Consider the following 22,420-nt stretch of genomic DNA (forward strand, 5'->3'; position numbering starts at 1 on the left):
AACGTTGCCCTATTTCTTGTTGTTCCTTGACTTGCCCACTCGCCAGCCACCACAACATCTGTAACTTTTCTTTCTGGTTTCCCAAAGACGTTGTTTGTAGGCGTTTTTTTAGTTCCTCTTCGCTCTCAGCGATCTCAATCTTAAATGGGCGACTCATGGGTATGCTCACTTACCGAGTTTGTTTCTCCTTATTATATGTAGCTTCACATTAAATTGGTATTAGGTGTCCGTTTTTAATTCCTCTCGGAACTCGACTTTTTAATGCTTGATTAATTTGTCTCTCTAAGTCTTCAAAATCAGTAATTTTGTTGAGATGATATCTAATATCATTTCCCGATGGAATTTTCTTTAACGTTTTGGCTGTATTCTCAATAGTATCTCCATTACTTGCTGCTCTCACTAAAATCTCGAATAAAGTTTTTTGATCGCAAGCTCCTTGAGTCTTAATTGATAAGTTTTCTGCTAAACACTCAAGAACTTCGTCTAGAGTTTCTGTCTCTGTTATAGCCAGTTTTTCTAATGAAAAAGTCAATTATTTTAGCAAGATAATACACAACACTTTCATTATTTCACTTCTTGAAACTGTTTAAAAATGATAAATTTTACTTATGTATCAAGTAGTATATAGCACTTGTTAATACTGATTAATCTGTTGGCGATCGCCTTTTGGAAAAAAGTTTGTGATCTACTGACATTGGGTATCGCGTTACTTAGTGCAGAAGGCTTTGTGAAATCGCTCTAGTGTGGTGATGGTAGGCGATAACTTCGTTCCATTTCTTTTTGCAGGGCCGGACGTACTTTGCTTCAGTTGTTGGTGACTGATGAAAATCGCGGACAAATTACAAGTCTTTACGTTATGGCATCTACAGGCGCAGTACCCATAGGTAACTTAATAGCTGGCGCACTAGCAAGCAAAATTGGTAGTAGCAATAGGTTAATCTAACTTTCAAATTAAGAATTATTTTAATAAGTCCAGTTTTGCTTGGTCTGTAAGCTATAGGTTCCATCTTTCACATTCACCCGCTCAGGAATCAGATTTAAATCTCTAAATATATCTGCCTGATGCTGTAGAGCATCGAGCGATTGGTCGTCAATCGGAATGATGGCGCGTTCGCCACTATGTTTGTGTAAAATTTCTAGAACGGATGGATCGATTTCATGGTGTTTAGCCAATCGTTGAATAGCTTCTAATTCCTGTTTTTTCGCCCAAGTTCCAGCTTCATTTACCTCTTCTAAAATCACCTTGAGTAGGTCGGGATAGTCGCGTACCAGTTCTGGAATCGCGTAATAATAGGTGGGAACTTCCACAGAGACTTTATCACCAAATATACTCTCTAGGTCTGTAATCGATCGCCCTGGATAAGCGCTTCGGGCAAGAGTAGCTGTGTAGGGAACCCAAATCACCCAAGCATCGATTTCACCTCGGCGGAATCGGGGCAACGCCTCCGGTTGTGTCAGATAAACTGGCTCGATGTCACTAAAATCTAGTCCAACTTTTGCCAGCGATCGCACAAGTATATAATGTGCGCTTGAACCTTTGTCAAAAGCGATCTTTTTACCCTTCAGGCCAGTAAGCGTCTGAATTGGCGAATCTTCCGGTACTAGAATCGCTTGACCTCTGGGAGCGGTATATTTTTCCTTAGCCACCCGCACAAATACATGATCTGCGGCTTGAGAGAAGATACTAGCTGTGCCGCCGCCGCCGCAAAAGTCAATTGTCCCGTTGCTGAGTGCTTCTATCAGAGAAGAGGCTGATAAAAAGCTTGTCCAGGTGACACTCAGCCCAAATGGTCGCAAACGCGTTTCCAGCAAGCCTTGAGTACGGAGAACTTCCAAATTTGTCATCCCTTCTGGATATCCAATGTTGAGTTGCTTGAGCCGCCGCGCTTGCTCTGCTAAGGGCGTGTTGCTAGATTGATTAGAACGCTGAGAAAACCAACGATCCAAAACTATACAGAAAATTATCCCCCCCATAAACAGTCCCACAGCTTCCAGTAACTGGATTGTAGAGCTTTTGGATAGTTGGAACTGATTACCAGATTCAGAAGCAGCAACAGCATGACCATCAAAAACTAGAGGCAAGACCAAAATCGAGACAAGTCCGATGGAAAATCTAATTGCAAACCTGTAGATAGCCGATCTACAAGTGGCTGCACTGAACGACCGTAAGATATTTTGACCTGTGCATTTAGGCAGAAGGTCAATCAAACGGCTAATCATAATGACTCCTTTGATAAATTATGTGATGGAAATTGCCGGATGAATTGGAGACGCGGGATAAAGTCAAAGCGCCACTTGATATATAAACTACCAAACTTGCTCGCTCGTTACACCCAATATGCGATATTCACATTATCATATCGATATTGTGTGGATTTTCTAAAAATGTTGAGCAATCGCTAGTTTTGCTCATCAGATAGGTGTTAAGTGAGGAATGTTGATGGATTGGTTCATTGCAACAATTAAGATTGGGCTAGCTGCGGCTGTGGCAACAACATTTGATGACAATATTTATCTAACGGCCTTCTTCAGTGAGGTCAATCGGACTTTTCGTCCTCAACATGTTGTAGTTGGTGAAATTCTAGGGTTCACGACATTAATCATAGTAAGTTTACTTGGTTTCTTACTGGATCTAGCAATTCCATCAACTTGGACTGGTTTACTGGGGATTCTGCCGATACTCATTGGCTTGAACAATTTGCTTAATTTAAATAAGGATGCCTCCGCCCAAGATAAGTCAGCCAATTTGAAAAGAAACTCTAAATTTCGAGGATTTGATTCCAGAAAGCGATCGCTCTGGGACGTAGTCCGTGATCCGCAGACCTATCGCGTCTCCTCAGTAACAATTGCCAACGGCAGCAACAATCTTGGCATCTATATCCCCCTGTTTGCCACTAGCTCAATCCAAAATCTGACTGTGATCATACCAGTTTGCTATTTTATTGTTTTTTGCTGGTTGTTTATGTCCTACAGTCTGACTCGTCTACCTGGTATCGCTTTGATACTCAGCCGTTATGCTAGCAAGATTTTCCCCTTCGTTCTGATGTGGCTGGGTTTTAGAATTCTGGTAGACAGCGAATCTTATCGTATTTTTCTCCCGAACACTTGACAGATAAATGTTATTAGTCATCAGTTTGGTGAGATTCTGAAAGCTAAAGTCAATAGAGCTTAACTCGTGCATAAGCAGTCTCGTTTTAGTTGGTAAACCCAGTGCGTAATTACAACCGTAGCTTTCATTAATAATCTCCTAAACTCAACGTTTTTTGAAATACTACTCATTAAGTTTGGCTGTAGCTACCATCAATCCCCACACAACACCAAAATGAATTTTAGTTGCACGAAAAACTGCAAAATTTGTATCTTCAAGCAAGCGGTGAAGTTCATTTTGGTTGGAACACTGCTTATGAGCTAGATCATTTGCCCCTTACCCTTGACCCCAGATCATAAGGAAAGTGAAAAATGCTTATCCGAACTGTATTGACCGCAGTCCTTGCAAACCCTGGCAAATACAAGATTTCATGTTTTTGAAATTTTTAGCTACATCATAAAAATTAGAAAAGCTTTAGCTTTTTAGCTGTTCTAGAATTAATGTGTTCCTTTGTTGACAGACGCAGGCCGAAGTAGCTTGCTTCCACAAAGTGGTACGACAAGCTACTTCGGCTGCGCTCAGTACAAGTCAGTGACCATCGTAGACATCGCTGGGATTCTCCCTCGCCTTCAAATATTCTCACGAGTAATTACTTTTATTTATCGTTCTAACAAGAAAGAATATTTGCTTCTATCGGCGGCAAAGCTTAACTTTAAAGTATCAAGTCAAACACATACTGAATTAACTAAACAGGTGCAGCATGAATACGAGCAAAAAAATATTGTCAAATAACCTTGATGTAAAAGCATTTCAAAACACTCAAGTTGCACAGAAAGCTCCAGACGCATCGATAGAGCAATTAACGCGCGGACAACAGCTTGCTGATAAATTAGCAAACCATGTAGGCTCTTGGAAATTTCTGATTTGCCAAAGTACCATTTTGGCGGGATGGGTGGGAATGAACTTGACACCAGGAGTCCCCCACTGGGATAATTCACCGTTCATCATGCTCAACTTAGTGTTTTCATTTGCTTCAGCCTACACAGCGCCAATTGTATTGATGAGTCAGAATCGCCAGTCTCAGACTGACCGCAGAAGTACCGAAATCGACCACCAAGTGAATCTTAAAGCCAGTCAAAATATTGAACTACTACATCAGAAATTGGATGAATTACACTCTCAAAAGGTTAACGATCTAACTCAAATTATCAAAGAGCAGCAACAAATTATCAATGAACTTCAAATAACTTTAGTATATAGCCCGAAAGAGGATAAAAAAGCTAAAGTGGCTCTATTACCAGGCTTGCATATTCAAACTAATAGCAAATTTCCTAAACAACCTTCTAGCAATAAATCTTTTACAGTTGCTCAAGCAGTTGGAGACAATAACAATGCTGTTGAAAAACTGACTCGTTACTAATTAATCAGGCATAAATGCTTTTTTGATTAGCAGATCATCAGCTACGTTTTACTTGAATTAATCCATTTGTAGGTTTGATATGCTCCCATTTGACGCTAAGTTAAAGCTGTTATTTAACTTTTGTAACAATAAAGAATATTTGCTTTAAATTAGGATTTTCACAAAGTTAATTTATATTTTTTGTACTTCATTACCAGTAGACACAGCTTCCCAAATGCATTGGAGATACTATATTTACACTCTTGATTAACTAGCAACTTTCCCTAGATTTTCAGACATCAGCGAACATTAATGGAAAAAGTATCAACCACAAAATTGAACGAAGATGAAATGAACGAACTTATTACAGCTATCCCCACCGGAATCACAGCTTTTATAGCTACAAATTTAGATGATTTAGTTATCCTCACGCTGTTATTCTCGCAGGTAAATGCCACTTTTCGCCGCCAGCATATCGTAATTGGCCAATATCTAGGGTTCTGTACTCTGGTTATTGCCAGCCTAATGGGTTTTTTAGGAGGGTTGATATTACCATCCCATTGGATTGGGCTTTTGGGTTTAGTACCAATTAGTATTGGATTAAATAGTCTGCTCAATCCAGAAATTAATTCTTCATCTGATGTAGAATCAGAAATACAATTGTCTGATTCTTCTACTTTCGCTAGTTTTTTATCTCCTCAAGCTTATAGTGTGGCGGCTATTACCATCGCCAACGGCAGTGATAATGTAGGTATTTATATGCCCTTGTTTGCTAATAGTACTTTTTCTGAGTTGCTAGTGATTATTGCAGTCTTCTTGTTACTGGTAGGTGTTTGGTGTTACATAACTTATAGATTAACGTGTCAAAAGTCGCTCGCAAATTTGCTAACCCGTTACGGCAATAATTTTGTTCCTTTTGTCTTGATAGGTTTAGGTGTCTTTATTATCCTAGACAGTGCTTCATTGACTCCAATTGCTTTGATAGCTACGTGTCTATGTTTAATGGGACTAATCAAAATAATCCAAACTTCTAAATTCAAAGCACAAAGTTTGTAATTTTAAAAATACATGAAAAAATTCCCCTTTCTTTTACAGTTTTAGTACTTTTAATCAACTTAGTAGTAGGTTATCCCTCTTAAAAACAATAGTAAATTTGTCAATCGATAGACCAATACTAATAGACTTGAAAGTTTTACTAAGATTCAAGACTCAGCATTTCACTAAATCGAAATTTATGCAAAAATATTGAAAAAGCTTCTTTATGTTGGCAATAATTTTGCTTTTTAACTCTTTTACTCAAGTGTTAAGCAGCTAAGAGCTTCCTTCGGTGATTACAAAAATCTCAAACCAGAGAGAAAAATATGCAGTTCATCAAAATTATTCTTGTCGCTCTCGTGTTTATTGTGAATTTGACAATTGCTGAACCTTCTTGGGCAGGCAAAGATTTCACCAAAGGAACTGATTATACTGAGGTAACTCAAGAAATCAATCAACTTCTAACTGTGAAAGATAACCCGGAACAAGCTGGCTATACACCTGAGCAATTTCAAGCTCGACTATCACAATTGCAGTCTCAAAAGTATGTGATAGAAACAGCTAGAAAACGAGCGCAGTGCTTTAATCAAACCGGTAAAACTTTGGGTATCTACGCCAATAAACCGAAAAAATCTCCAACTCAACTTTACTTCTTAGCAGCAGGGGAAATTACAGATGATGATTGGGATTGTGATGGTATCTACCTACCCGCAGGTACTCAGGTAGTTTTAAGTCCTAATACTGAAGTACAAGAGTTAACCCAACCCATTGCTGTCAAGTTTGTCGATGGTACACAGTCCATTGCTAGAAGCAATCCAGCTACTGGTGCAATTGAATTGAATGTTGCACCTGCCAAAGTCTTCAAAGCTGGTGAAGGCAACTGGTTGCTACCTACGTTATCTCAGGCAGATATTGACGCGCAAGTTCCTAGTCCACAAATCATTGATTAATGTTTGCTAGGCATTCAATTTTGATGCGATAAGCGCGTCAATTCTAATTACACTAAATAATACTTTACCCCTCTTAACTAAGAGGGGTTTTTAATTAATAGAGTAGGTATAATTGAAAAGATTACGTCGGCTTAGAGTGATAAATAGCGAGCGCATCTGGGTGCAGACAATTATAATTCACATTAGGCGTGAATTATTGCCAGTTTTTCTAGCTCTGTATAGGGCAATCTCCGATCGCGATCCCGTTCTGTTGCCTCTTGAGCAAATTCTGCCGCTAATTGTTGGGCTATTTCAAGGGCTTCTCGATCGCTAGTAATAATATGTGCAGTGCGTTCCCGATTAGGGTTGTCATAAGCATCGCTTGTGAAAACTTGAGTCTTACCGACTTTTTCCTGGACATAAACTTCAAATGTCTCTGAGGTTATACTACAGGTTGTAGGCGTTTAACCCTTGGTATCACCTCTGCGGCAAAGCGATCTAACTCTCGTGCAAAGGGAGAGAACTGTAACATAAAGGTTTCTACACCGATGTCTACAAAGTCAAGAATTCGAGATGCCACTGTGTCATAACTGCCTACTAAACCAGCCGCCGTACCACCGTTAGTACCTACATGGGGATACTTCTCAAAAGTTTTGAACATGACGGTGGCGGGATCATTTCCATTCAAGATGTTTGGCATATATGGCTCAGTTTCTCGTGCTTGCAAAAATGTCAGCCGCTCTAATTCTTCTTGGGCTTCTTTGTCAGTTGGACGAGCAATAATAAACGCTGACATTCCAAATCGTAGCGGCTGGAGTTGCTTGCCCCTTCTGCGGGAGACATCAGTAATAATCTTGTGAACTTCTGCAATCGGCTGACCATTAATAAAGAAGACATCTGCCTCTTGAACCGCTAAGGATCTAGCTGGATCTGATTCACCCCCCAGGTAAACTCGTGGACGAGGTTGAGCTACAGGTGTTGGGCGATAACTTAGATCCTGAATTTGAAAGTATTCACCTTGATAGTTTACTTTTTCCCCACTCCACAGAGCCTTGACAACTTTTATCCAATCTTCAGAGTAACGGTAACGTTCATCATGTTCAAGAAAGGGAATACCAGCCTTTTCCATTTCTGTGCGAAACCAGCCACTAACCAAGTTAATGGAAAATCTGCCATTACTAATAGCATCAATACCCAGTGCCATTTTTGCTAAGACAGCAGGATGAAATAATAAAGGCTTAATTGCTGCAATAATCTCAATTTTTTCAGTGGCTTCGGCGAGGGCCGCTGCTGCTGTCCAGGTTTCTAGTTGATCAAAATCTTGGTCGTAACAATTGATTATGTGTTGTGCCAGAAGTGTAGATGAAAAACCTACTCGTTCCGCTTGAATCAGGAGCGATCGCGCCCTGGCATAACTGGCATCAAATGGATCTTCGGGTTGATTTAGCGGCCCCCAGTTTCCATAGACCGGAATCCAAATTCCATAGCGTGGTTCAGTCATGGTCGCTTTGCTCCAATTTCAATGAGAACTACCAGTTACAATCAGTTATTCAAAATATCTGCTATCACTGCTTAATCCTATTAACACTGCATTCTAGCTGCATAAGCCGTTTTATAAAAAATAGCAGATGGATGGAAATCACCCAGCTGCTGGTAAGAAGGGAGTAACGATAACTCTGATTAATTAACCTGAGTTCGAGATAAGCTGAAACCCTTATTACACCGTTGCTTGATTCTGACATATGTCAACGTGTTTGCGTCTTTCCGTCAACTAACGCTGAATAAATCTTCTTAACCCGAACTGACGTTAATTAGCCAGCATGGACAAATTCTTTGGCAGCATTCTGGGAATGATTCACCGCTAGAGCAAACTCTTTGAGCACATCCTGCAATCTTTGGTTTATTTCTTCATCGAGTTGCACGCTACCATCTGGCTGGATTTGAATTTGCTTATCAACTGCATATACTGTACTCAATATATGGCGTGCGCCTAGTTCTGATAGCACAGGTTTTAAGGCATACTCTACTGATAATAAATGTGCTATGGTCCCACCTGTAGCTATAGGTAGCACAACTTTCCCAGTCAAAGCTTTCTGGGGTAATAAATCTAGAAATGCTTTGAGTACCCCTGTGTACGCTGCTTTATAAATGGGAGTTGCAATAATTACACCGCTTGCTTTTTCTAGCAGTGCTTTTGGCTGTTGTAATGCGGCACTATCGTAACGTCCATAAGCTAAGTCTTCGGCTGGTAAATCACGCACAGAGATGATATTCGTGGGTAAATCTTTTTGCTGTGACAGAATTTGAGCAGCGTATTCCAAAATAGCGTAGGTTCTGGAAGGGTGAGAGGGACTGCCGGCGATCGCTAATATATTTGTCATGTTAGATAAGAGGCTTTGAGGTTTTTAAACGCAGAGGTACGCAAAGGGAAGCGCAGAGGTAGGTAGAAGTGTTTTTTAATCTACGGTGGCGATTTGCTGTTTGGGGAATTCTTGGTTGGCTACAACCTCCCCAAAGGGACTCAATAGTTGCGGTTCTAGTGTTGGCTGATTGTCTAGGGATAAACGAGGGAAAAATAATTCTGCTACCCGATATGCTTCTTTTAGATGAGGATAATCAGAGAAGATAAAGGTATCGATACCTATTTCTTGATATTCCAGCATTCTCTGAGCAACGGTATGGATCGCCTACTAAAGCTGTGCCAGCACCACCACGGACTAAACCGATTCCTGCCCATAATTTCGAGCTAATTTCTAAAGCTTCACGATAGCCGTTGTGTAATTCTTTCATCCGGCGTTGTCCTTTTTCTCCTTGTGATGAGTATGGATGAGGAAATGGGAATTGGAAGACGCTGAAGTTAGGATTCAGTTGCGACACGAGGAGGTATAGTTCGCCCAATTCCCAAGATTTAATGCTTGACATTGCTGATTGAAAATATGAGCTAGTCTCACGCAAAGAGTAAGAGCTTAAATCAGTGATTTTTTAGTCAGTTGGGCAACAATATTTTTGAATTAACACTGCTTCTCCTTAAGTTTTGTTGAGTCTGCTTAATCTTAAATCCTTACCGAGCAAGCACTTTTAGAAAATAACTATTCTGGTAGTGGCAAGATTAATTTGAGCTAACTACTGCAAACCAGTCGATATTTAGTAGTTTATTCATAGTATAGCAGTGTCGCATGGTTAACTGTGAAAGGCAAGTACATTTTGGAAAATCATATTCCAATTCAGCAACATCCTTGATCCATAGGACTTACGCAAAAAAGTAGTGAAATCCCATCCGTGAGAGGTTAGAGAAATTTGACGAAAGCATTGCTGAGTAAAAGACTTTTCGTTAGCGCTCTATAACGCAGAAAATTAATTTAAACTGTGACTTTTGTACCGTCAAATTTGGTGAAGGTGAAGCCATTGAATATTTCGTTATAACCCAGTCTTTCATCCCTAAGCAGGCTAATAGCAACCTCTTCTCCCAAAGCCAAAGCAGCTGAACCATCTGAACGCCAATGGATACCGCCGTGACCGCGACCAATAGCATAGTTAGTTGCTAGTTTATTTAACTCACCACCTACAGTCAGTGGTGGCCCACTGTAAGGAATTACTTTTGTGGGATCATTGGGATCAGGCACTACTGGTGAGGGGATAACAAAGTTTTCATCAAAAAACGCTTTCAACAGTGTGATATTGACGCCAGCATTAGCAGCGGCACCTCCGGTATAAGAGGAATGGATTGGCGCTCCTTCTGGATATGCTTGGGGCAATAGATAGGTGTTAAAGGTGCTAAAGGTCTGAGCCAAAGCTTGGGAATTTAAGACCTCAGAATTAATTGGATACTGAGTTCTATTGACAATGTTGTTGTAGATTAGCCCACCATAAGCTTCTGGGCGGAGAATGCGGTGTACATAAAACTTCTGCCAGTATGAAGCTCTAATCGCACGCGAAGTACCCAAGTTAAGCAAGGCTTGTAAATGTCCCACTGCAAAGGTTGCCGCTGAACCACTTTGAGTTCTCGATCTGACGTAGGGATTGCCTGGATTCAAAGGAGTACCGATGCTATTAAGAATTAAGGAGGCTCCCACGTATGTAGGGCCGCCAATATGGGCATACTCACCTAAATCCCGAACCGTGACTATGTAACGGTTTTTAGGGTCGTATTTTATGGATTTCCCGGAACTACCTCCATTCTGAACAGTCAACCATTCCTGAAAATTGACTAGAAAGTCATTACCAGGAAGAGCAGTACGAATCAGTGGCGAAACAGACTGAGTTCCCCAAGGAATAATTTGCAACAAAAATTGTGAGAGATAGGGCCCATTTAGTACTCCTGGCGGAGTAACATATTTTGTACTTGAACCTGAACCAACGTAGTTGACACTACCACGAAATAAAGTTTGAGGGGTAACACGGCCATTTTGTTTTGGCCCTCGAAACGCCGAAAGCTTATTGAGGTCTTCGACAGCTGCCAAGACTTTTGGGTTGTCAGTATTGTTTTGGAACTTGGAAAGAGGTACGTCTCGGAGTAAAGCTTGCCAGTAGAGTTCAACTGCTTCAGCAGCGCGTTCTGCACTAGCTAGAGCTGGTGGGGGCGGCACAGCTATCTGCGCTGCATTGATCCCTTCTAGGCTAATTGCCAGGGCCCCTTGAGGATTGACCAGCTTTCTGGTGCCACCCAAGATGATATTTTCAAAATCATTCGGGTTTTGCGTTGTCAGTGCTTTGGTCAAAGAGTTATAAGCTTCCAGCTTGACTTCGCCTAGCTCATTATGCGGTAGTCCCCTGCTGTCAGAGCCGATTTTGTTGGGATAACGCTCCTCATCGCCGTTGGCCGGATGGGCCGGAATCGGAATATTTCGTTCACGTGTCGCTGCTTCAAGACGTACTCGATAGGCTTTATCAACAAACCTCCTGTAGTCGAAGGGTCGATTATTATAATTATACCGCCTGTTGATAGCTTGGGCTTGTACAACATCTCCTCCGTTCTTTGAGGAGAAAGTTGAACCTAAAACTCCTGCAACAACGCTAGCGGCACTAAACAAACCAGCACGACCAAGAAATGAGCGTCTGCTGACGTGACTACCAAAAAAACGTTTGCTAGCTACACGGGGTTGTTTCAGTTTATCTATTTTGCTATTAGCCTGAGTATCTTGCTCGGAACCTTCATGAGAATTAGGATCTACTTGCATGAGATGTTCTCCACTGATAAAAAATAAGACGAAAATTTACTCATGAGTGAATACATAACCTTTGCAAAGCTAGAACAACTAGCCACGCACAAAATACGCGCCTCCAGAAAAATAAGTTAATATCGCCGGATTATTAGGATGAAATCTGGGATTACTCTACTGGAAGGTAACTTGCATAGAAGTTGATTTTCCTGAAAGTCATGTAAGTATTCAGTGCTGTATGATGCTTCCATCACACGGCTGTTATAACTTTGTGATTGTAATCAGTCTGAAAGAATCTTGCCGGGGTTAAACCACAGCTATAACTACCACCTAATTCTGGCCAATCCATAAAATACATTAAATCGATAGATTTAACGTATTTTATGGATATTAAATCAGACTTTCTCACAATCAGTGATGAAAATCAAGAGATTTTTACAATAAACTTAGCAAGACCGTCAAAACCTAAAGGAAAAGGCATACAATGTCGTGTTTCTTGCTTGAGGCTGTGGTTCAAGTCCAACACGGTGGGTTTTGATAAAGTATTAAAGACGGTTGTGGTTGAAAGAATTAAGCGAGGCCGAATAGTCCACGGCATAGCTACGCTTCGGGCGCAACCTCTCGTAGAGAAGGGTATCAGTGTCTCAATTCCGAAGATCCTAGCTGCAAAAACACAGGAAATTGTTAAACAGCGTTGCATACTACGGTAAACCTATCGAAATAATGTATGATGTTCTCAGTTCTACTCCCAGCACAGGAATGTTGCTATCAGATATTGGCAAAATTCCAAAGGATAACAGCGAGTGTGAACACCACCCTACAGATCAAACTCTGGAGAATCTACATGGGCTACAAACATATAGAAGTTAAACAAGTTGCTGGTTTCATCGGTGCCGAAATCGGTAGCGTAGATATTTCCCGTCCTCTTTCTGACGAGCAAGTCCAAGAAATCCGTAAAGCGTTATTGAAATGGAAAGTTGTGTTCTTTCGTGGTCAGAACATCGATCATGCTGCTCAGGTTGAGTTCACATCTCGTTTCGGTGAAGTAACTTTCGCGCACCCACTCGGAGAGCCTGAACCAGTCCCGGGATTCCCACAGATCAAACCCGTAGATCGTAAGCTCTATGAGAAGCAGTATGGTTTTCGCACTGGTGGTCCTTGGCACACAGACGTAACGGCAGCTATTAACCCACCAGCAGGGTCAATTTTACGCGCGGTTAACGTCCCCAGCTTCGGTGGTGACACTCAGTGGAGTAATCTAGTTGCGGCTTATGAGGGACTGTCAGCGCCCCTACGGGCGCTAGCAGACACATTGAAAGCTGAACATCGCTTTAATGGGGGCGGGTATCAGCCTCGCAACGGTAAATTCGACGAGCGCATTGCTGTTAATCCACTAGTCTCAATCCACCCAGTAGTCAGGGTTCATCCTGAGACTGGCGAACGTGCGTTGTTCGTTAACCCTGGCTTCACTTCGCACATTATTGACGTGTCACCACAAGAGAGCAAACTGCTGCTGGAGTTGTTCTTCAACCAAATCACCAAACCTGCCTACACCACCCGTTTCCGTTGGAACAATGGTGATATCGCGTTCTGGGATAACCGCGCCACAGTGCATTTAGCTCCTCAAGATTTAGATCATTTGGATGTCGAGCGTCTCTTATATCGCACCACCATTACTGGTGATGTTCCAGTTGGAGTTGATGGTTTCCGCTCCCAAGTGGTTCAAGGTGAGGTGTTCAACGCGGAAGTACCAACTGTCTTCAAGCAGAAAGCTGAGTCTAAGGAACCACAACCAGTGCTTTCATAAACCTGAGTTTTGTTAGCTTTTAATTACTAGTTCTCCTAAATATTAGATAACCTAATATTTAGGAGAACATAGTATAATTTCGCTAATGAAAATTTGGAACAGACAACTAGGCGATCGCGTAAGTAATATCATTTACCAATATTTACCCGCCTTTCGCTGGCGTAATTTTCGCCTGTTTTTTGGGGGACAGTTACTATCAATGTCTGGGACATTTATGACCCAGCAGTTAACTATTCCTTGGCTGGTATACGATTTGACTAAATCGGCATGGTTGTTGGGAATTGCAGGTTTTGTACAATTTTTACCTACATTATTAGTAATTCCCTTTTCCGGTGTATTATCCGATCGCTGGAGTCGTCGTGACTTGTTAATGCTAGTGCAGATATTGGGAATTAGCGTTTCCCTGACTTTGACAATTCTTACCTTTAGGGATTGGATTACGTTTCCCATCCTATTGGTACTGAGTGTTCTCAATGGTTTGCTCAAGGGATTAGATATGCCAGTGCGTCATACAATCGTCACCGAAACCGTAGGTGATCGCGCCCATTGGAGTAATGCGATCGCCTTGAATTCAGTGATGTTAAGTTCCTCGCTGGTATTGGGGCCCGCTATGGGCGGGATTTTGATTGCGACGCTTGGGGTGAAATATTGTTTTCTCTACGATACCCTCAGCTATATCCCTGCCATCTTTACCCTGCTAGCGATGCGGCTGAAAGTCAGACCGATGCAAAGCCTTACGAGCCTTAGCGATACTTTGCAGAAATTGCGGGAGGGCTTTGAATATGTCTCCAAATTCCAGCCGATTAGAGCAATTTTATTAATACTGGCGTTACAAGGTTTTGTCGGAATGTCTCATGTCGCGCTCATGCCCATCTTCGCAGCTAAGATTTTAAATGGGGATGCAACTACGATGGCTCACCTCAGTACCTCAGCACCCATTGGCTCGTTGTTTGCTTGTTTGTATCTAAGTGTTAGGCGAGGGATTGCGGGCTTAGAGCGTTTGATTGTAGTCGCTCAAGTCTTGATTGGGATAAGTGTGATTTCCTTCTCACTATCGCGTCAAGTTGGATTATCCATAATCATACTGGTGTTTACAGGCTGCTTTTCTATCCTCCTGATTACCAGTAGTAATATGATTATCCAAACCCTAGTTGCCGAGGATAAGCGGGGACGGGTGATGAGTTTTTATGCCCTAGCAATGGTGGGTATGATGCCCTTTGGGAATCTGTTAGCTGGAACTTTGGCACAGAATTTTGGTGCGACTAATGCCTTGATCGTCTGTGGCAGTCTAAATATCTTAGGTGCGCTATGGTTCTCTGCACAATTGCCAGCAGTGAGGCGTTGGATTGATTCTTAATCTTATAATTATTAACTCCGGTAACTCGATTGATATGATATTTAAATCCTAGCTGTTGCAAAGTAATGCTCATAGCTTTGCAATACTCTAGGCAGATCAAGTGTACGAGAAAAGTGCAAAACCTCTAGTAACAACATTCTACTGATTCATTAAAAATTAGCTAACACTACAGCTTCTAAGGACGCACCAATGAAGCCAATTGCACCTCCCAACTGGCTGTAGAAACGTCACAACGTTTTGCAAAAGTAACTTTTGCAATAAGTCTAGTGTCGTTAGTGGAATCATGCAAGACATAGGATCAAGTGCCACCCACGCGCAGATCCGGTTTAATCTCAAAGAATAGCGTTTGCTGAATCTTTATCGGGACGCGATCGCCTACGGGAAGCTTTGAAAAATTTGGGTTTTGAATTGCGTTAAAAAAATAGAGACGCAATTAATCGCGTTTCTACAAATGCAAACAAGTAGTCGCCATTAAGCAGCTGATTTTTCACGGCATCTGGAAAACCTCTTTCTAAATCTCTCTCCTAAAAGGAGGAGACTTTGAATTTTCCCTCTTCCCGCGTCGGTTAGGTCTTTGGCGAACTTTTCCACATAACGTGAAAAGTCAGATTAAGAAGAGACTATTTGAAATTTAGACTGTTTGCAGTTGGAGGTTTTTTTGGAATAATTCTAAGACTTGTTGCCAAGCGTCGGCGGCAGCTTCGGGATTGTAGCTGGCACGATGGTTGCAGAAAAATCCATGCCCTGCTCCTTCATAGCGAAAGATTTTATGAGAAATTTGATGTTTCTTTAATTCGGCTTCAATTTGTTCTGTGTGTTCTAGCGGGATGCCTTGATCTTCAGTGCCAAAGAACGTGTAAATAGGAGCTTTAATTTTGGAAGTATGGGTGAGAGTGGGTTCACCACCGCCAGGTGTAGAGTTGGTAATCCCGCCGCCATAGAAAGAGGCTGTAACTTTAATGTCTGGCAGAGTGGCTGCTAAGTAAACAACGTGACCGCCAAAGCAGAAACCAATAGAGCCGATCGCATCTTTTTGAACATTTGGCAGAGTTTGCAAATAGGCGATCACCGCTTGAATATCGCTCAATATTTCCTCGGCTGTAGTCTGCTCTTTATAGCTTCTACCACGCTGGATATCTTCTGGAATATATTTAGCCTCGAAACCAGGAGCAGTGCGCTGATAAAGTGCGGGAGCGATTGCTACATACCCCTCCTTAGCAAACTTCTGGGCAACTTCCCGAATATGAATGTTTACCCCAAAGATTTCCTGAATCACAATCACGGCAGGGAAAGTTCCTTCTTTTGCCGGTTCAGCTAGGTAAGCATCAATTTGCAAATCACCGTTTGGGACTTTAACTTGAGTTGTGCGAATTTCTGTGGTTGCCATTTTTAGGATGTAGCCTACAATCTCGTTGAGCGTGGATTGTTCTTGATATTTCTCAAATACTACGTTAAATACGTCGACTTAAAGTAGTATTTAATAAAAACATCATTCCACAACTAAGTGAGAAAGGCAAGTGTTGTTACCAATATTCCAAGTAGAGGTGAGGCAATTCTCATGATATTACCGTTAAAATACGCTAAACTTATCGACTTAGTGCATTAAAATGACAAACTCTAAAAAGATTAGTGATGATCTGAGTGCAACTGGACAACTGACCCCAGAGCAATTACAACAAGCAGCAGCTGAGGGGTTCTAATCGGTGAGCAATTTGCGTAGGCGTAGTTGGATGATTTGCAGTTGGTTTTTTTCGGCGTTTTTCCCCGTTATTGGCGGTTGATCTAAAGTCTTAGGTTCATGCATGTGCTAAACATTTTTTGATTTGTGCATCAACAGCAATAATCTGTTGTTGGTAAACTTCATACAAGGTCAATTCCTGTTGAAGAACAAATAAATGTTCATGGCGGTAATCACCAGTTAAAGATGCAGCAATATCTGCGGTGCTGCTTTTTATGTGTGGGTCTTTGAGTGTGGCTAAAACTTGTGGGTTTCGTTCACCAGCAACGATGGCTTTAATAATTTTCATTCCAGTCAAACCTGTGACATCGCTGATGACTTTATGGAGATGTAAACTCATTTGGATGAGTGCTTTTTGCATTCGTTGTACATGAGTGCTAGCACGTTCATACTCCAGATCAATTAAGCGCTGTGTTTCTTTTTTGTTCCCTTCAATATAATTCAAAATCTCGCTTATGTTTCTGTGTCCAAAAAGCTCTCTAATGTTCTCTTACCATAGAACGTTACTATTTTGGAGATGTCCATTGAAGAAGCCCGAAAATTATTCATGAAGTCAATGTCTTTAACCTTGTTTCCCAAAATTTGCTGTGTCTCATTTAATAACCTGATATTAAATGGCTGAAAACTTGCATTAGTTAAACTCACAGTAGCAAAATTCCACTCATTAAAGCTTCATTCCACAGAGGCGATTTTTGTATTTCTGCCATAGAAACAGGTGGATTTACAGATTGTATGCAACTATCGGTCTTATTAGATTGCTCAGTTTGTAAAGATAATTGCCAAAAACCTATATCATGCCACTGACCAAATTTATACCCAACTCGACGCAAGACACCTTGAGGTAAAAAACCAACAGCCTCATGTACAGATACACTGGGTTGATTGGGTAAAGCAATCGCCGCTACCACATTATAAAATCCTTGGAGTTGCAGTAATTTAAACAGCGAAGTGTACAAAGCTGTGGCAATTCCTTTGCGGCGATAATTTTTACCAACATATATCGATGATTCTACAGACCATAGGTAAGCTGCACGGGTACGATAAGGACTAGCATAAGCGTAGCCGACAACTCCACCATCAATTTCGCAAACTAGCCAAGGCATCTGCTGTTGATAGCTTTTAATTCGGTGTTGAAACTCCATTTTGCTAGGTGGTTCTAGCTCAAAGGAAATTGTCGTTTCGCGAACAATTGGTGCATAAATTGCCAACATTTGTGATGCATCTTCTTCATTTGTTAGTCTGATTGTTGCTTTCACAGCAAGTTCCTTAACATCTAAAGAGTAATGTAATGCAAATATTACACTAAGTCTGATTACAACAATGAACACACCAATTAGCTATAGCCAAAGCGCCCAACAGCAAAGGGATTCAAATCTATAAAGACTGTTTTCTTAAGTGCTAAATCGGCAACTATAATCGAGTCAGTAAGTGGCAACACCTTGGGAACAGCCCTTAGTTTATTGGCACAAAATTGGACAGTGGTTCTGTTTGGTACATCAGGGAAAAATGAGGTGACATTCAATGCTCAACGATTTTATGGAACTCGTGGTGGGGAGCATCCCAGTTTTTTGCAAAGAGGGCGAAAATCAGCCATGATAAATAAGATGAGTATATTTACTTAGAAATGGCCCCAGAACAAACTGTTAGCCTATCAAACATTAAATATTACAAGTTAATCTCTTATCGGATTTAGAACTGGTGTACTTAAAAACGAATGACACAGGGAAAATAAATTTTTTCCTCCTGCCCCCTGCCTTTTTTCAGTCGATAACTAAGGAACTTTTTGCAAGTGTTGCACGCGAGGCATAACTTCTTGGGCAAAACGTGTCATCTCCCGGACAAAAGGATTAAATTGCAGCATGAAAGTGTCGATACCTGCATCAACGAAAGCTGCAACACGAGTCGCAACTGTATCATAGCTGCCAACCAATCCTGCGGCTGTGCCACCATTGCCGCCAACAGCCGGATTTTTAGCGAAGAGTTTGAACATGGCGGCTTCTGGATCAACTCCTTTAGCAACACTTAACTTATATTGTTCTTCCAACTTTTGCAGTGCCATGAGTCGTTCTAGTTCTGCTTGCGCTTCTTCGTCTGTAGTCCGGGCAATGACAAAGGCTGACAGACCAAAACGGACTGGTTGGGGTAGGAAACGTGGTCGGTTTAAAACTTGTTTAATTACTTTGTGGACATCTTCAATCGGCTGACCGTTGATGAAGTAAACATCAGCTTGTTGGGCTGCTAAAATCTGTGCTGGGTCTGATGCTCCTCCCAGGTAGATACGAGGATAGGGTTGAGCAACAGAGAAGGGTCGAAGGCTCAAATCTTGGATTTTGAAATATTCACCCTCTAAGTTCACTCTCTCACCGCTCCACAAAGCTCTAACAACCTGCAACCATTCACCAGAATAGCGATAACGTTCATCATGGGGAGGGAAGGGAATATTAGTACGCTCCATTTCTGGACGAAACCAAGCACTAATTAGGTTTATGGCAAAACGTCCACCACTGATTGCATCAATACCCAAGGCCATCTTTGCTAAAACGGCTGGATGAAATAGTAAAGGTTTAATCGCGGCGATAATTTCTATACTTTCCGTAGCTTCAGCCAATGCCGCACAAGCTGCCCAAGTTTCCAACTGTTCTAAATCCAAACTACGAGGATTGGCAAGGTGCTGTGCGACTAAGGTGGTGACATATCCTAAACGTTCTGCTTCTAATACTAGCGATCGCGTGCGTTCATAACTAGCATCAATCGGTTCATCTGGGGTATCGAGAGGACCAAAGTTACCCCCAACTGGAACCCAAATACCATAGCGTGGTTCTAACATTCTTGCCTCCAAATTAAATGGGGACTGAGGAGATACAGAATCTACATACCCCCTTGTTTTTTATCTTTATCTATGCGAATCTCATAGTATCATACGCTAAATCGGTAGACTTACCGTATAATTATTCTAGGTACAAAAATAAAGTTTTAGTACCGACTACAAAGGTTCTAGAAAGCTATGTCTGAACCACGCTATGGGATTTGGATTCCTGTTTACGGTAACTGTGGTGTGATGAACCATCCTCTTGAACCTCGTGATGCTAGTTACTCACGAGCCAAGAATTTAATCCAGTTGGCCCAAAGGTGCGGATTTAGCACAACTTTAATAGCGCAACATATTATCAATCCCAGGAACCAAGAACTTGACCAGCTAGAAACCTGGACAGCAGCAGCAGCTTTGGCAGAAGCAACAAACTCTATTGAGATTATTGCAGCTGTTAAGCCATTACTGTTTCATCCCGCCGTTTTAGCAAAGATGGCTTTAGGTATTGATGCAATCAGTCACGGACGTTTTGCGATTAACTTAGTCAGTGCTTGGTTCAAGCCAGAAATGGAAAAACCGGGCATAAATTTCCTTCCCCACGATGAGCGTTATCGTTATTCGGATGAATGGATTAGAGTTGTCAAAGCTTTGTGGAGTGGAGAAAAAGTCAATTTTCATGGTGAATATTTTCAAATTAATGATTTGAAGCTCAATCCTCCACCTATAGCCAAACCACATCCGCGTGTATATTTAGGAGGAGAGTCAGAACCAGCCCAAGAACTAGCTGCAAAAGAAGCGCATACATTTTTCCTCAATGGTCGTCCTATTGAAGTCATACGCGAAACCATCGCTCAAGTTGCTCAAAAAACTAAGTTTCGCTCTCAACCTCTGGGCTTTGCTATGTCGGCTTTTGTGATTGCTCGACCGACAGACGAAGAAGCGGAAGCGGAATATCAAAACCTTAGAGCAATGGTACTATCACAAGACGATCGCTCAGAATTACTCAAAGGAGTAGATTCTGAAGTAGTTATGTTCAAAAACATGGCTAAGTATCCTGGTGTGGGAAGCAATGGTGGTACAGCAGCTGGATTGGTTGGTAGTTATGAAACTGTAGCCCATAGGATTGCTGAATTTACCAAAGTAGGAATTGATACTTTTATGCTGCAATTCCAGCCTTTTGCCCCAGAAATAGAGCGTTTTGCTGCGGAAATTATACCAAGAGTGCGAACGTTAACAGTAGATAGTGAAGCAATGTCTGCGATGGTCACTGAGCTTGCCGAAGTGCGGGCTGCGCCTACACCAGTTTGAAAATAGGGGCTAGAGGCTAAGAATTTTAGATTTTGGATTAAATTGTTCTCCACTATCCAAAGGAAACTTTATGACAGCAATACTTACTCGTCCAGCTTGGACTACTGATTTAGAACTGGAAATTTTTGACAAACTGCTTGATAATTACGCCCCTCACATTCCGAAAAAGCGATTGCAAGAACCGAGACCGCCGGAAACTGATGAGGAAAAAGAGAATTTTTACCGCTTCCGTATTGCTGGTGCAGCCCATGACCTGTTTATTGTGCAAGTTTGTGCTAAGATAATCGACTCCTTTGCTGACCCAGAATTACAGCTATTTTTGAGTAGACAAATCGGTGATGATGGCGCACACGCTCAAAATACTCGTTTAAGAGCGCAGGCTATATCGGGGCGTGACCCAATTGAGGATATCCAAAAACAGGTGCAGAAGCATTGGGATTATCTGGGTGATTTACCCATTCGTAATTGGCAAGGCTTTTTAGCATTTGAGTTGCATTACGAACTTCATATTGTGGCTTTGTTATTTATTAATAGCCGTACCAGCAAAATCAACGACCCAGACTCAGCCAAGTTTGCGGCAGAAAGAATCCTACCAGATGAAGCAGTTCACCGCCTGGGAGTTGTAGACTGGTGGCAACGTAAATTTGATCGAGCTTCATCCGCAGAGAAAGAGGATTTAATCGCACAAGTCATAGAAGCAGATGAAGAAGGCCAACGCCGACGTAATCCTTACCTTCGGGATCATTGGCATTTGAGTCAAAAAGCTATTGGTATTGAAATTGATAATTTGCCAGTACTTTATGATACTTGGCGGCAAGAGGTTCTTTCTTACTTCTTGGATATTCCTATATCTAGACTGCCCAAACTTGTAAGTGTAAATGATTGATGATAAAAAACCGTCCTTTGAGCTTTAATTTGAAACTTATCACCGAACTGACTGTGGATGAGGAAGAAGCGTTGCGTGTTCTCAGAGCAGCAGTTTACCCACCAGAGGTCATTGCTCATCGCCCAGGACGGCACATTAAATGGTCTTTACCGCAATGGAGATTACTTGTAGAAGATGGAAGTGGATGGCTTGTTTCGCACATCGGGATTGTTATCCGCAAGGTAACGCTAGATGATGTATCAATCTGCATTGGCGGTATTGGTGGGGTAATGACAAGCCCAAAAGCACAGGGTCAAGGCTTTGCAACTGCTGCCCTTCGGCACGCAGAGGCCTTCTTAGATAAGTGTGGTTTGACTTTCGCATTGCTCGTATGTCGTCAGGATTTAGTACTCTTTTATACTCGCCTAGGATGGCAACCTTTCAATGGCATTCTTTTGGTTGAGCAGCCAGGTGGCACAGTCCCTTTTACGATCAACGAGCCGATGGTATTGCCTGTGAATGACAAAGCTCCCAAAAAAGGAACGATTAATCTCTGCGGTTTACCGTGGTAACACATTGATTTTTCATATTTTAAAGGATTATAAATATTACTAATTTATCAATAAATTAGTAATATTTTTTAATTTCACTATTCTATTATTAATTAATGTGCAATATTTTCCAATTTAGTCGTCAATAACACTACATTTTTACGATTTAACGTGTATCATCTTTTATTTAATAAGAGTAATTTATTTCAAAAAAATTAAATTTTAGACTTGAGCTAGAAGTTCGCTTTTTTTATATAACCTCGATTTTAAATTCTGACAAAAATGCTAAAACGCAAAGTAAAAATATGTCAACTCGATTGATAAATCAGTTTTTAGACGCCATCAAAAAAAGAAGCTTATTTCAACATCACCATA

At 41.4% G+C, this 22,420-nt stretch carries 18 protein-coding genes and 5 pseudogenes; 13 read left to right on the forward strand and 10 right to left on the reverse strand.

Going from position 1 to position 22,420, the window contains the following annotated elements; translation table 11 throughout:
* Positions 1-208: 208 nt before the first annotated feature.
* Entirely contained in the window at positions 209-532 is a 324-nt protein-coding gene (locus H6G96_RS34265) for a hypothetical protein (protein WP_242063514.1), read from the reverse strand.
* Positions 533-963: 431 nt separating this feature from the next.
* Positions 964-2,220 (reverse strand): aliphatic sulfonate ABC transporter substrate-binding protein, encoded by a 1,257-nt coding sequence (locus H6G96_RS34270; RefSeq protein ID WP_190918028.1) that lies wholly within the window; start codon positions 2,218-2,220, stop codon positions 964-966.
* Between the two features lie 220 nt (positions 2,221-2,440).
* On the opposite strand from H6G96_RS34270, the gene H6G96_RS34275 reads away from it, so the two are divergent.
* The 5 genes from H6G96_RS34275 to H6G96_RS34295 all read left to right on the forward strand — a co-directional run bounded on the left by H6G96_RS34275 (position 2,441) and on the right by H6G96_RS34295 (position 6,785).
* Positions 2,441-3,109 (forward strand): cadmium resistance transporter, encoded by a 669-nt coding sequence (locus H6G96_RS34275; RefSeq protein WP_190918030.1) that lies wholly within the window; start codon positions 2,441-2,443, stop codon positions 3,107-3,109.
* A gap of 739 nt (positions 3,110-3,848) precedes the next feature.
* Positions 3,849-4,508 (forward strand): DUF1003 domain-containing protein, encoded by a 660-nt coding sequence (locus H6G96_RS34280; protein WP_190918032.1) that lies wholly within the window; start codon positions 3,849-3,851, stop codon positions 4,506-4,508.
* Between the two features lie 330 nt (positions 4,509-4,838).
* Positions 4,839-5,543: a cadmium resistance transporter gene (locus H6G96_RS34285; RefSeq protein WP_190918034.1), complete on the forward strand. Its 705-nt coding sequence runs from the start codon at positions 4,839-4,841 to the stop codon at positions 5,541-5,543.
* Between the two features lie 305 nt (positions 5,544-5,848).
* Positions 5,849-6,472 (forward strand): hypothetical protein, encoded by a 624-nt coding sequence (locus H6G96_RS34290; protein ID WP_190918036.1) that lies wholly within the window; start codon positions 5,849-5,851, stop codon positions 6,470-6,472.
* A gap of 136 nt (positions 6,473-6,608) precedes the next feature.
* On the forward strand, positions 6,609-6,785 hold the full coding sequence (locus H6G96_RS34295) for a hypothetical protein (protein ID WP_206757688.1): 177 nt from the start codon (positions 6,609-6,611) through the stop codon (positions 6,783-6,785).
* A gap of 108 nt (positions 6,786-6,893) precedes the next feature.
* Here H6G96_RS34295 and H6G96_RS34300 read toward each other — a convergent pair whose 3' ends face one another.
* The 4 genes and pseudogenes from H6G96_RS34300 to H6G96_RS34315 form a co-directional block, all read right to left on the reverse strand.
* On the reverse strand, positions 6,894-7,952 hold the full coding sequence (locus tag H6G96_RS34300) for an LLM class flavin-dependent oxidoreductase (RefSeq protein WP_190918040.1): 1,059 nt from the start codon (positions 7,950-7,952) through the stop codon (positions 6,894-6,896).
* Between the two features lie 310 nt (positions 7,953-8,262).
* Entirely contained in the window at positions 8,263-8,832 is a 570-nt protein-coding gene (gene ssuE, locus H6G96_RS34305) for an NADPH-dependent FMN reductase (RefSeq protein ID WP_190918042.1), read from the reverse strand.
* Between the two features lie 75 nt (positions 8,833-8,907).
* A pseudogene (locus tag H6G96_RS34310) lies at positions 8,908-9,253 on the reverse strand (alkanesulfonate monooxygenase); the annotation flags it as partial.
* Between the two features lie 557 nt (positions 9,254-9,810).
* Positions 9,811-11,628 (reverse strand): vanadium-dependent haloperoxidase, encoded by a 1,818-nt coding sequence (locus H6G96_RS34315; protein WP_190918044.1) that lies wholly within the window; start codon positions 11,626-11,628, stop codon positions 9,811-9,813.
* 787 nt (positions 11,629-12,415) lie between these two features.
* Here H6G96_RS34315 and H6G96_RS34320 point away from each other — a divergent pair.
* From H6G96_RS34320 to H6G96_RS41820, 3 genes and pseudogenes are all read left to right on the forward strand, one after another.
* A complete protein-coding gene (locus H6G96_RS34320; RefSeq protein ID WP_347242313.1) occupies positions 12,416-13,417 on the forward strand; it encodes a TauD/TfdA family dioxygenase in 1,002 nt (333 codons plus the stop codon).
* Between the two features lie 85 nt (positions 13,418-13,502).
* The gene (locus tag H6G96_RS34325) at positions 13,503-14,774 is read left to right on the forward strand and encodes an MFS transporter (protein WP_190918045.1); all 1,272 of its coding nucleotides are present in this window, start codon (positions 13,503-13,505) and stop codon (positions 14,772-14,774) included.
* Positions 14,775-15,104: 330 nt separating this feature from the next.
* Positions 15,105-15,191: pseudogene (locus H6G96_RS41820) on the forward strand (NADPH-dependent oxidoreductase); the annotation flags it as partial.
* Positions 15,192-15,405: 214 nt separating this feature from the next.
* Here H6G96_RS41820 and H6G96_RS34330 read toward each other — a convergent pair.
* Complete coding sequence (locus H6G96_RS34330) at positions 15,406-16,161, reverse strand: dienelactone hydrolase family protein (RefSeq protein WP_190918047.1); 756 nt, start codon at positions 16,159-16,161, stop codon at positions 15,406-15,408.
* 220 nt (positions 16,162-16,381) lie between these two features.
* On the opposite strand from H6G96_RS34330, the pseudogene H6G96_RS34335 reads away from it, so the two are divergent.
* Positions 16,382-16,471 (forward strand): annotated as a pseudogene (locus H6G96_RS34335) (phosphatase); the annotation flags it as partial.
* Positions 16,472-16,615: 144 nt separating this feature from the next.
* Here the strand turns inward: H6G96_RS34335 and H6G96_RS34340 are convergent.
* Positions 16,616-16,894 (reverse strand): annotated as a pseudogene (locus tag H6G96_RS34340) (IS110 family transposase); the annotation flags it as partial.
* Positions 16,895-17,153: 259 nt separating this feature from the next.
* Positions 17,154-17,768, reverse strand: a complete 615-nt coding sequence (locus H6G96_RS34345) for an N-acetyltransferase family protein (RefSeq protein ID WP_347242314.1) — start codon at positions 17,766-17,768, stop codon at positions 17,154-17,156.
* A 156-nt stretch (positions 17,769-17,924) separates the two neighbouring features.
* On the opposite strand from H6G96_RS34345, the pseudogene H6G96_RS41825 reads away from it, so the two are divergent.
* Positions 17,925-18,062 (forward strand): annotated as a pseudogene (locus H6G96_RS41825) (alcohol dehydrogenase); the annotation flags it as partial.
* 221 nt (positions 18,063-18,283) lie between these two features.
* Here the strand turns inward: H6G96_RS41825 and H6G96_RS34355 are convergent.
* A complete protein-coding gene (locus tag H6G96_RS34355; protein ID WP_190918053.1) occupies positions 18,284-19,339 on the reverse strand; it encodes an LLM class flavin-dependent oxidoreductase in 1,056 nt (351 codons plus the stop codon).
* Positions 19,340-19,516: 177 nt separating this feature from the next.
* Here H6G96_RS34355 and H6G96_RS34360 point away from each other — a divergent pair, with 177 nt between their 5' ends.
* The 3 genes from H6G96_RS34360 (at position 19,517) to H6G96_RS34370 (ending at position 22,066) form a co-directional block, all read left to right on the forward strand.
* Positions 19,517-20,629 (forward strand): LLM class flavin-dependent oxidoreductase, encoded by a 1,113-nt coding sequence (locus tag H6G96_RS34360; protein WP_190918055.1) that lies wholly within the window; start codon positions 19,517-19,519, stop codon positions 20,627-20,629.
* A gap of 70 nt (positions 20,630-20,699) precedes the next feature.
* Complete coding sequence (locus H6G96_RS34365) at positions 20,700-21,515, forward strand: hypothetical protein (RefSeq protein WP_190918058.1); 816 nt, start codon at positions 20,700-20,702, stop codon at positions 21,513-21,515.
* Complete coding sequence (locus H6G96_RS34370) at positions 21,515-22,066, forward strand: GNAT family N-acetyltransferase (RefSeq protein WP_190918061.1); 552 nt, start codon at positions 21,515-21,517, stop codon at positions 22,064-22,066. The genes H6G96_RS34365 and H6G96_RS34370 overlap by 1 nt, the downstream gene beginning before the upstream one ends.
* Positions 22,067-22,420: the final 354 nt, after the last annotated feature.

The sequence above is a fragment of the Nostoc sp. FACHB-892 genome, assembly GCF_014698795.1.
Lineage (GTDB): Bacteria > Cyanobacteriota > Cyanobacteriia > Cyanobacteriales > Nostocaceae > Nostoc.

Bases quoted from the DNA above. Each gene is read 5' to 3' on its own strand.
- H6G96_RS34270 (WP_190918028.1), bottom strand. From the start codon at position 2,220: ATGATTAGCCGTTTGATTGACCTTCTGCCTAAATGCACAGGTCAAAAT.
- H6G96_RS34275 (WP_190918030.1), top strand. From the start codon at position 2,441: ATGGATTGGTTCATTGCAACAATTAAGATTGGGCTAGCTGCGGCTGTG.
- H6G96_RS34280 (WP_190918032.1), top strand. From the start codon at position 3,849: ATGAATACGAGCAAAAAAATATTGTCAAATAACCTTGATGTAAAAGCA.
- H6G96_RS34285 (WP_190918034.1), top strand. From the start codon at position 4,839: ATGAACGAACTTATTACAGCTATCCCCACCGGAATCACAGCTTTTATA.
- H6G96_RS34290 (WP_190918036.1), top strand. From the start codon at position 5,849: ATGCAGTTCATCAAAATTATTCTTGTCGCTCTCGTGTTTATTGTGAAT.
- H6G96_RS34300 (WP_190918040.1), bottom strand. From the start codon at position 7,952: ATGACTGAACCACGCTATGGAATTTGGATTCCGGTCTATGGAAACTGG.
- ssuE (WP_190918042.1), bottom strand. From the start codon at position 8,832: ATGACAAATATATTAGCGATCGCCGGCAGTCCCTCTCACCCTTCCAGA.
- H6G96_RS34315 (WP_190918044.1), bottom strand. From the start codon at position 11,628: ATGCAAGTAGATCCTAATTCTCATGAAGGTTCCGAGCAAGATACTCAG.
- H6G96_RS34325 (WP_190918045.1), top strand. From the start codon at position 13,503: ATGAAAATTTGGAACAGACAACTAGGCGATCGCGTAAGTAATATCATT.
- H6G96_RS34330 (WP_190918047.1), bottom strand. From the start codon at position 16,161: ATGGCAACCACAGAAATTCGCACAACTCAAGTTAAAGTCCCAAACGGT.
- H6G96_RS34355 (WP_190918053.1), bottom strand. From the start codon at position 19,339: ATGTTAGAACCACGCTATGGTATTTGGGTTCCAGTTGGGGGTAACTTT.
- H6G96_RS34360 (WP_190918055.1), top strand. From the start codon at position 19,517: ATGTCTGAACCACGCTATGGGATTTGGATTCCTGTTTACGGTAACTGT.
- H6G96_RS34365 (WP_190918058.1), top strand. From the start codon at position 20,700: ATGACAGCAATACTTACTCGTCCAGCTTGGACTACTGATTTAGAACTG.
- H6G96_RS34370 (WP_190918061.1), top strand. From the start codon at position 21,515: ATGATAAAAAACCGTCCTTTGAGCTTTAATTTGAAACTTATCACCGAA.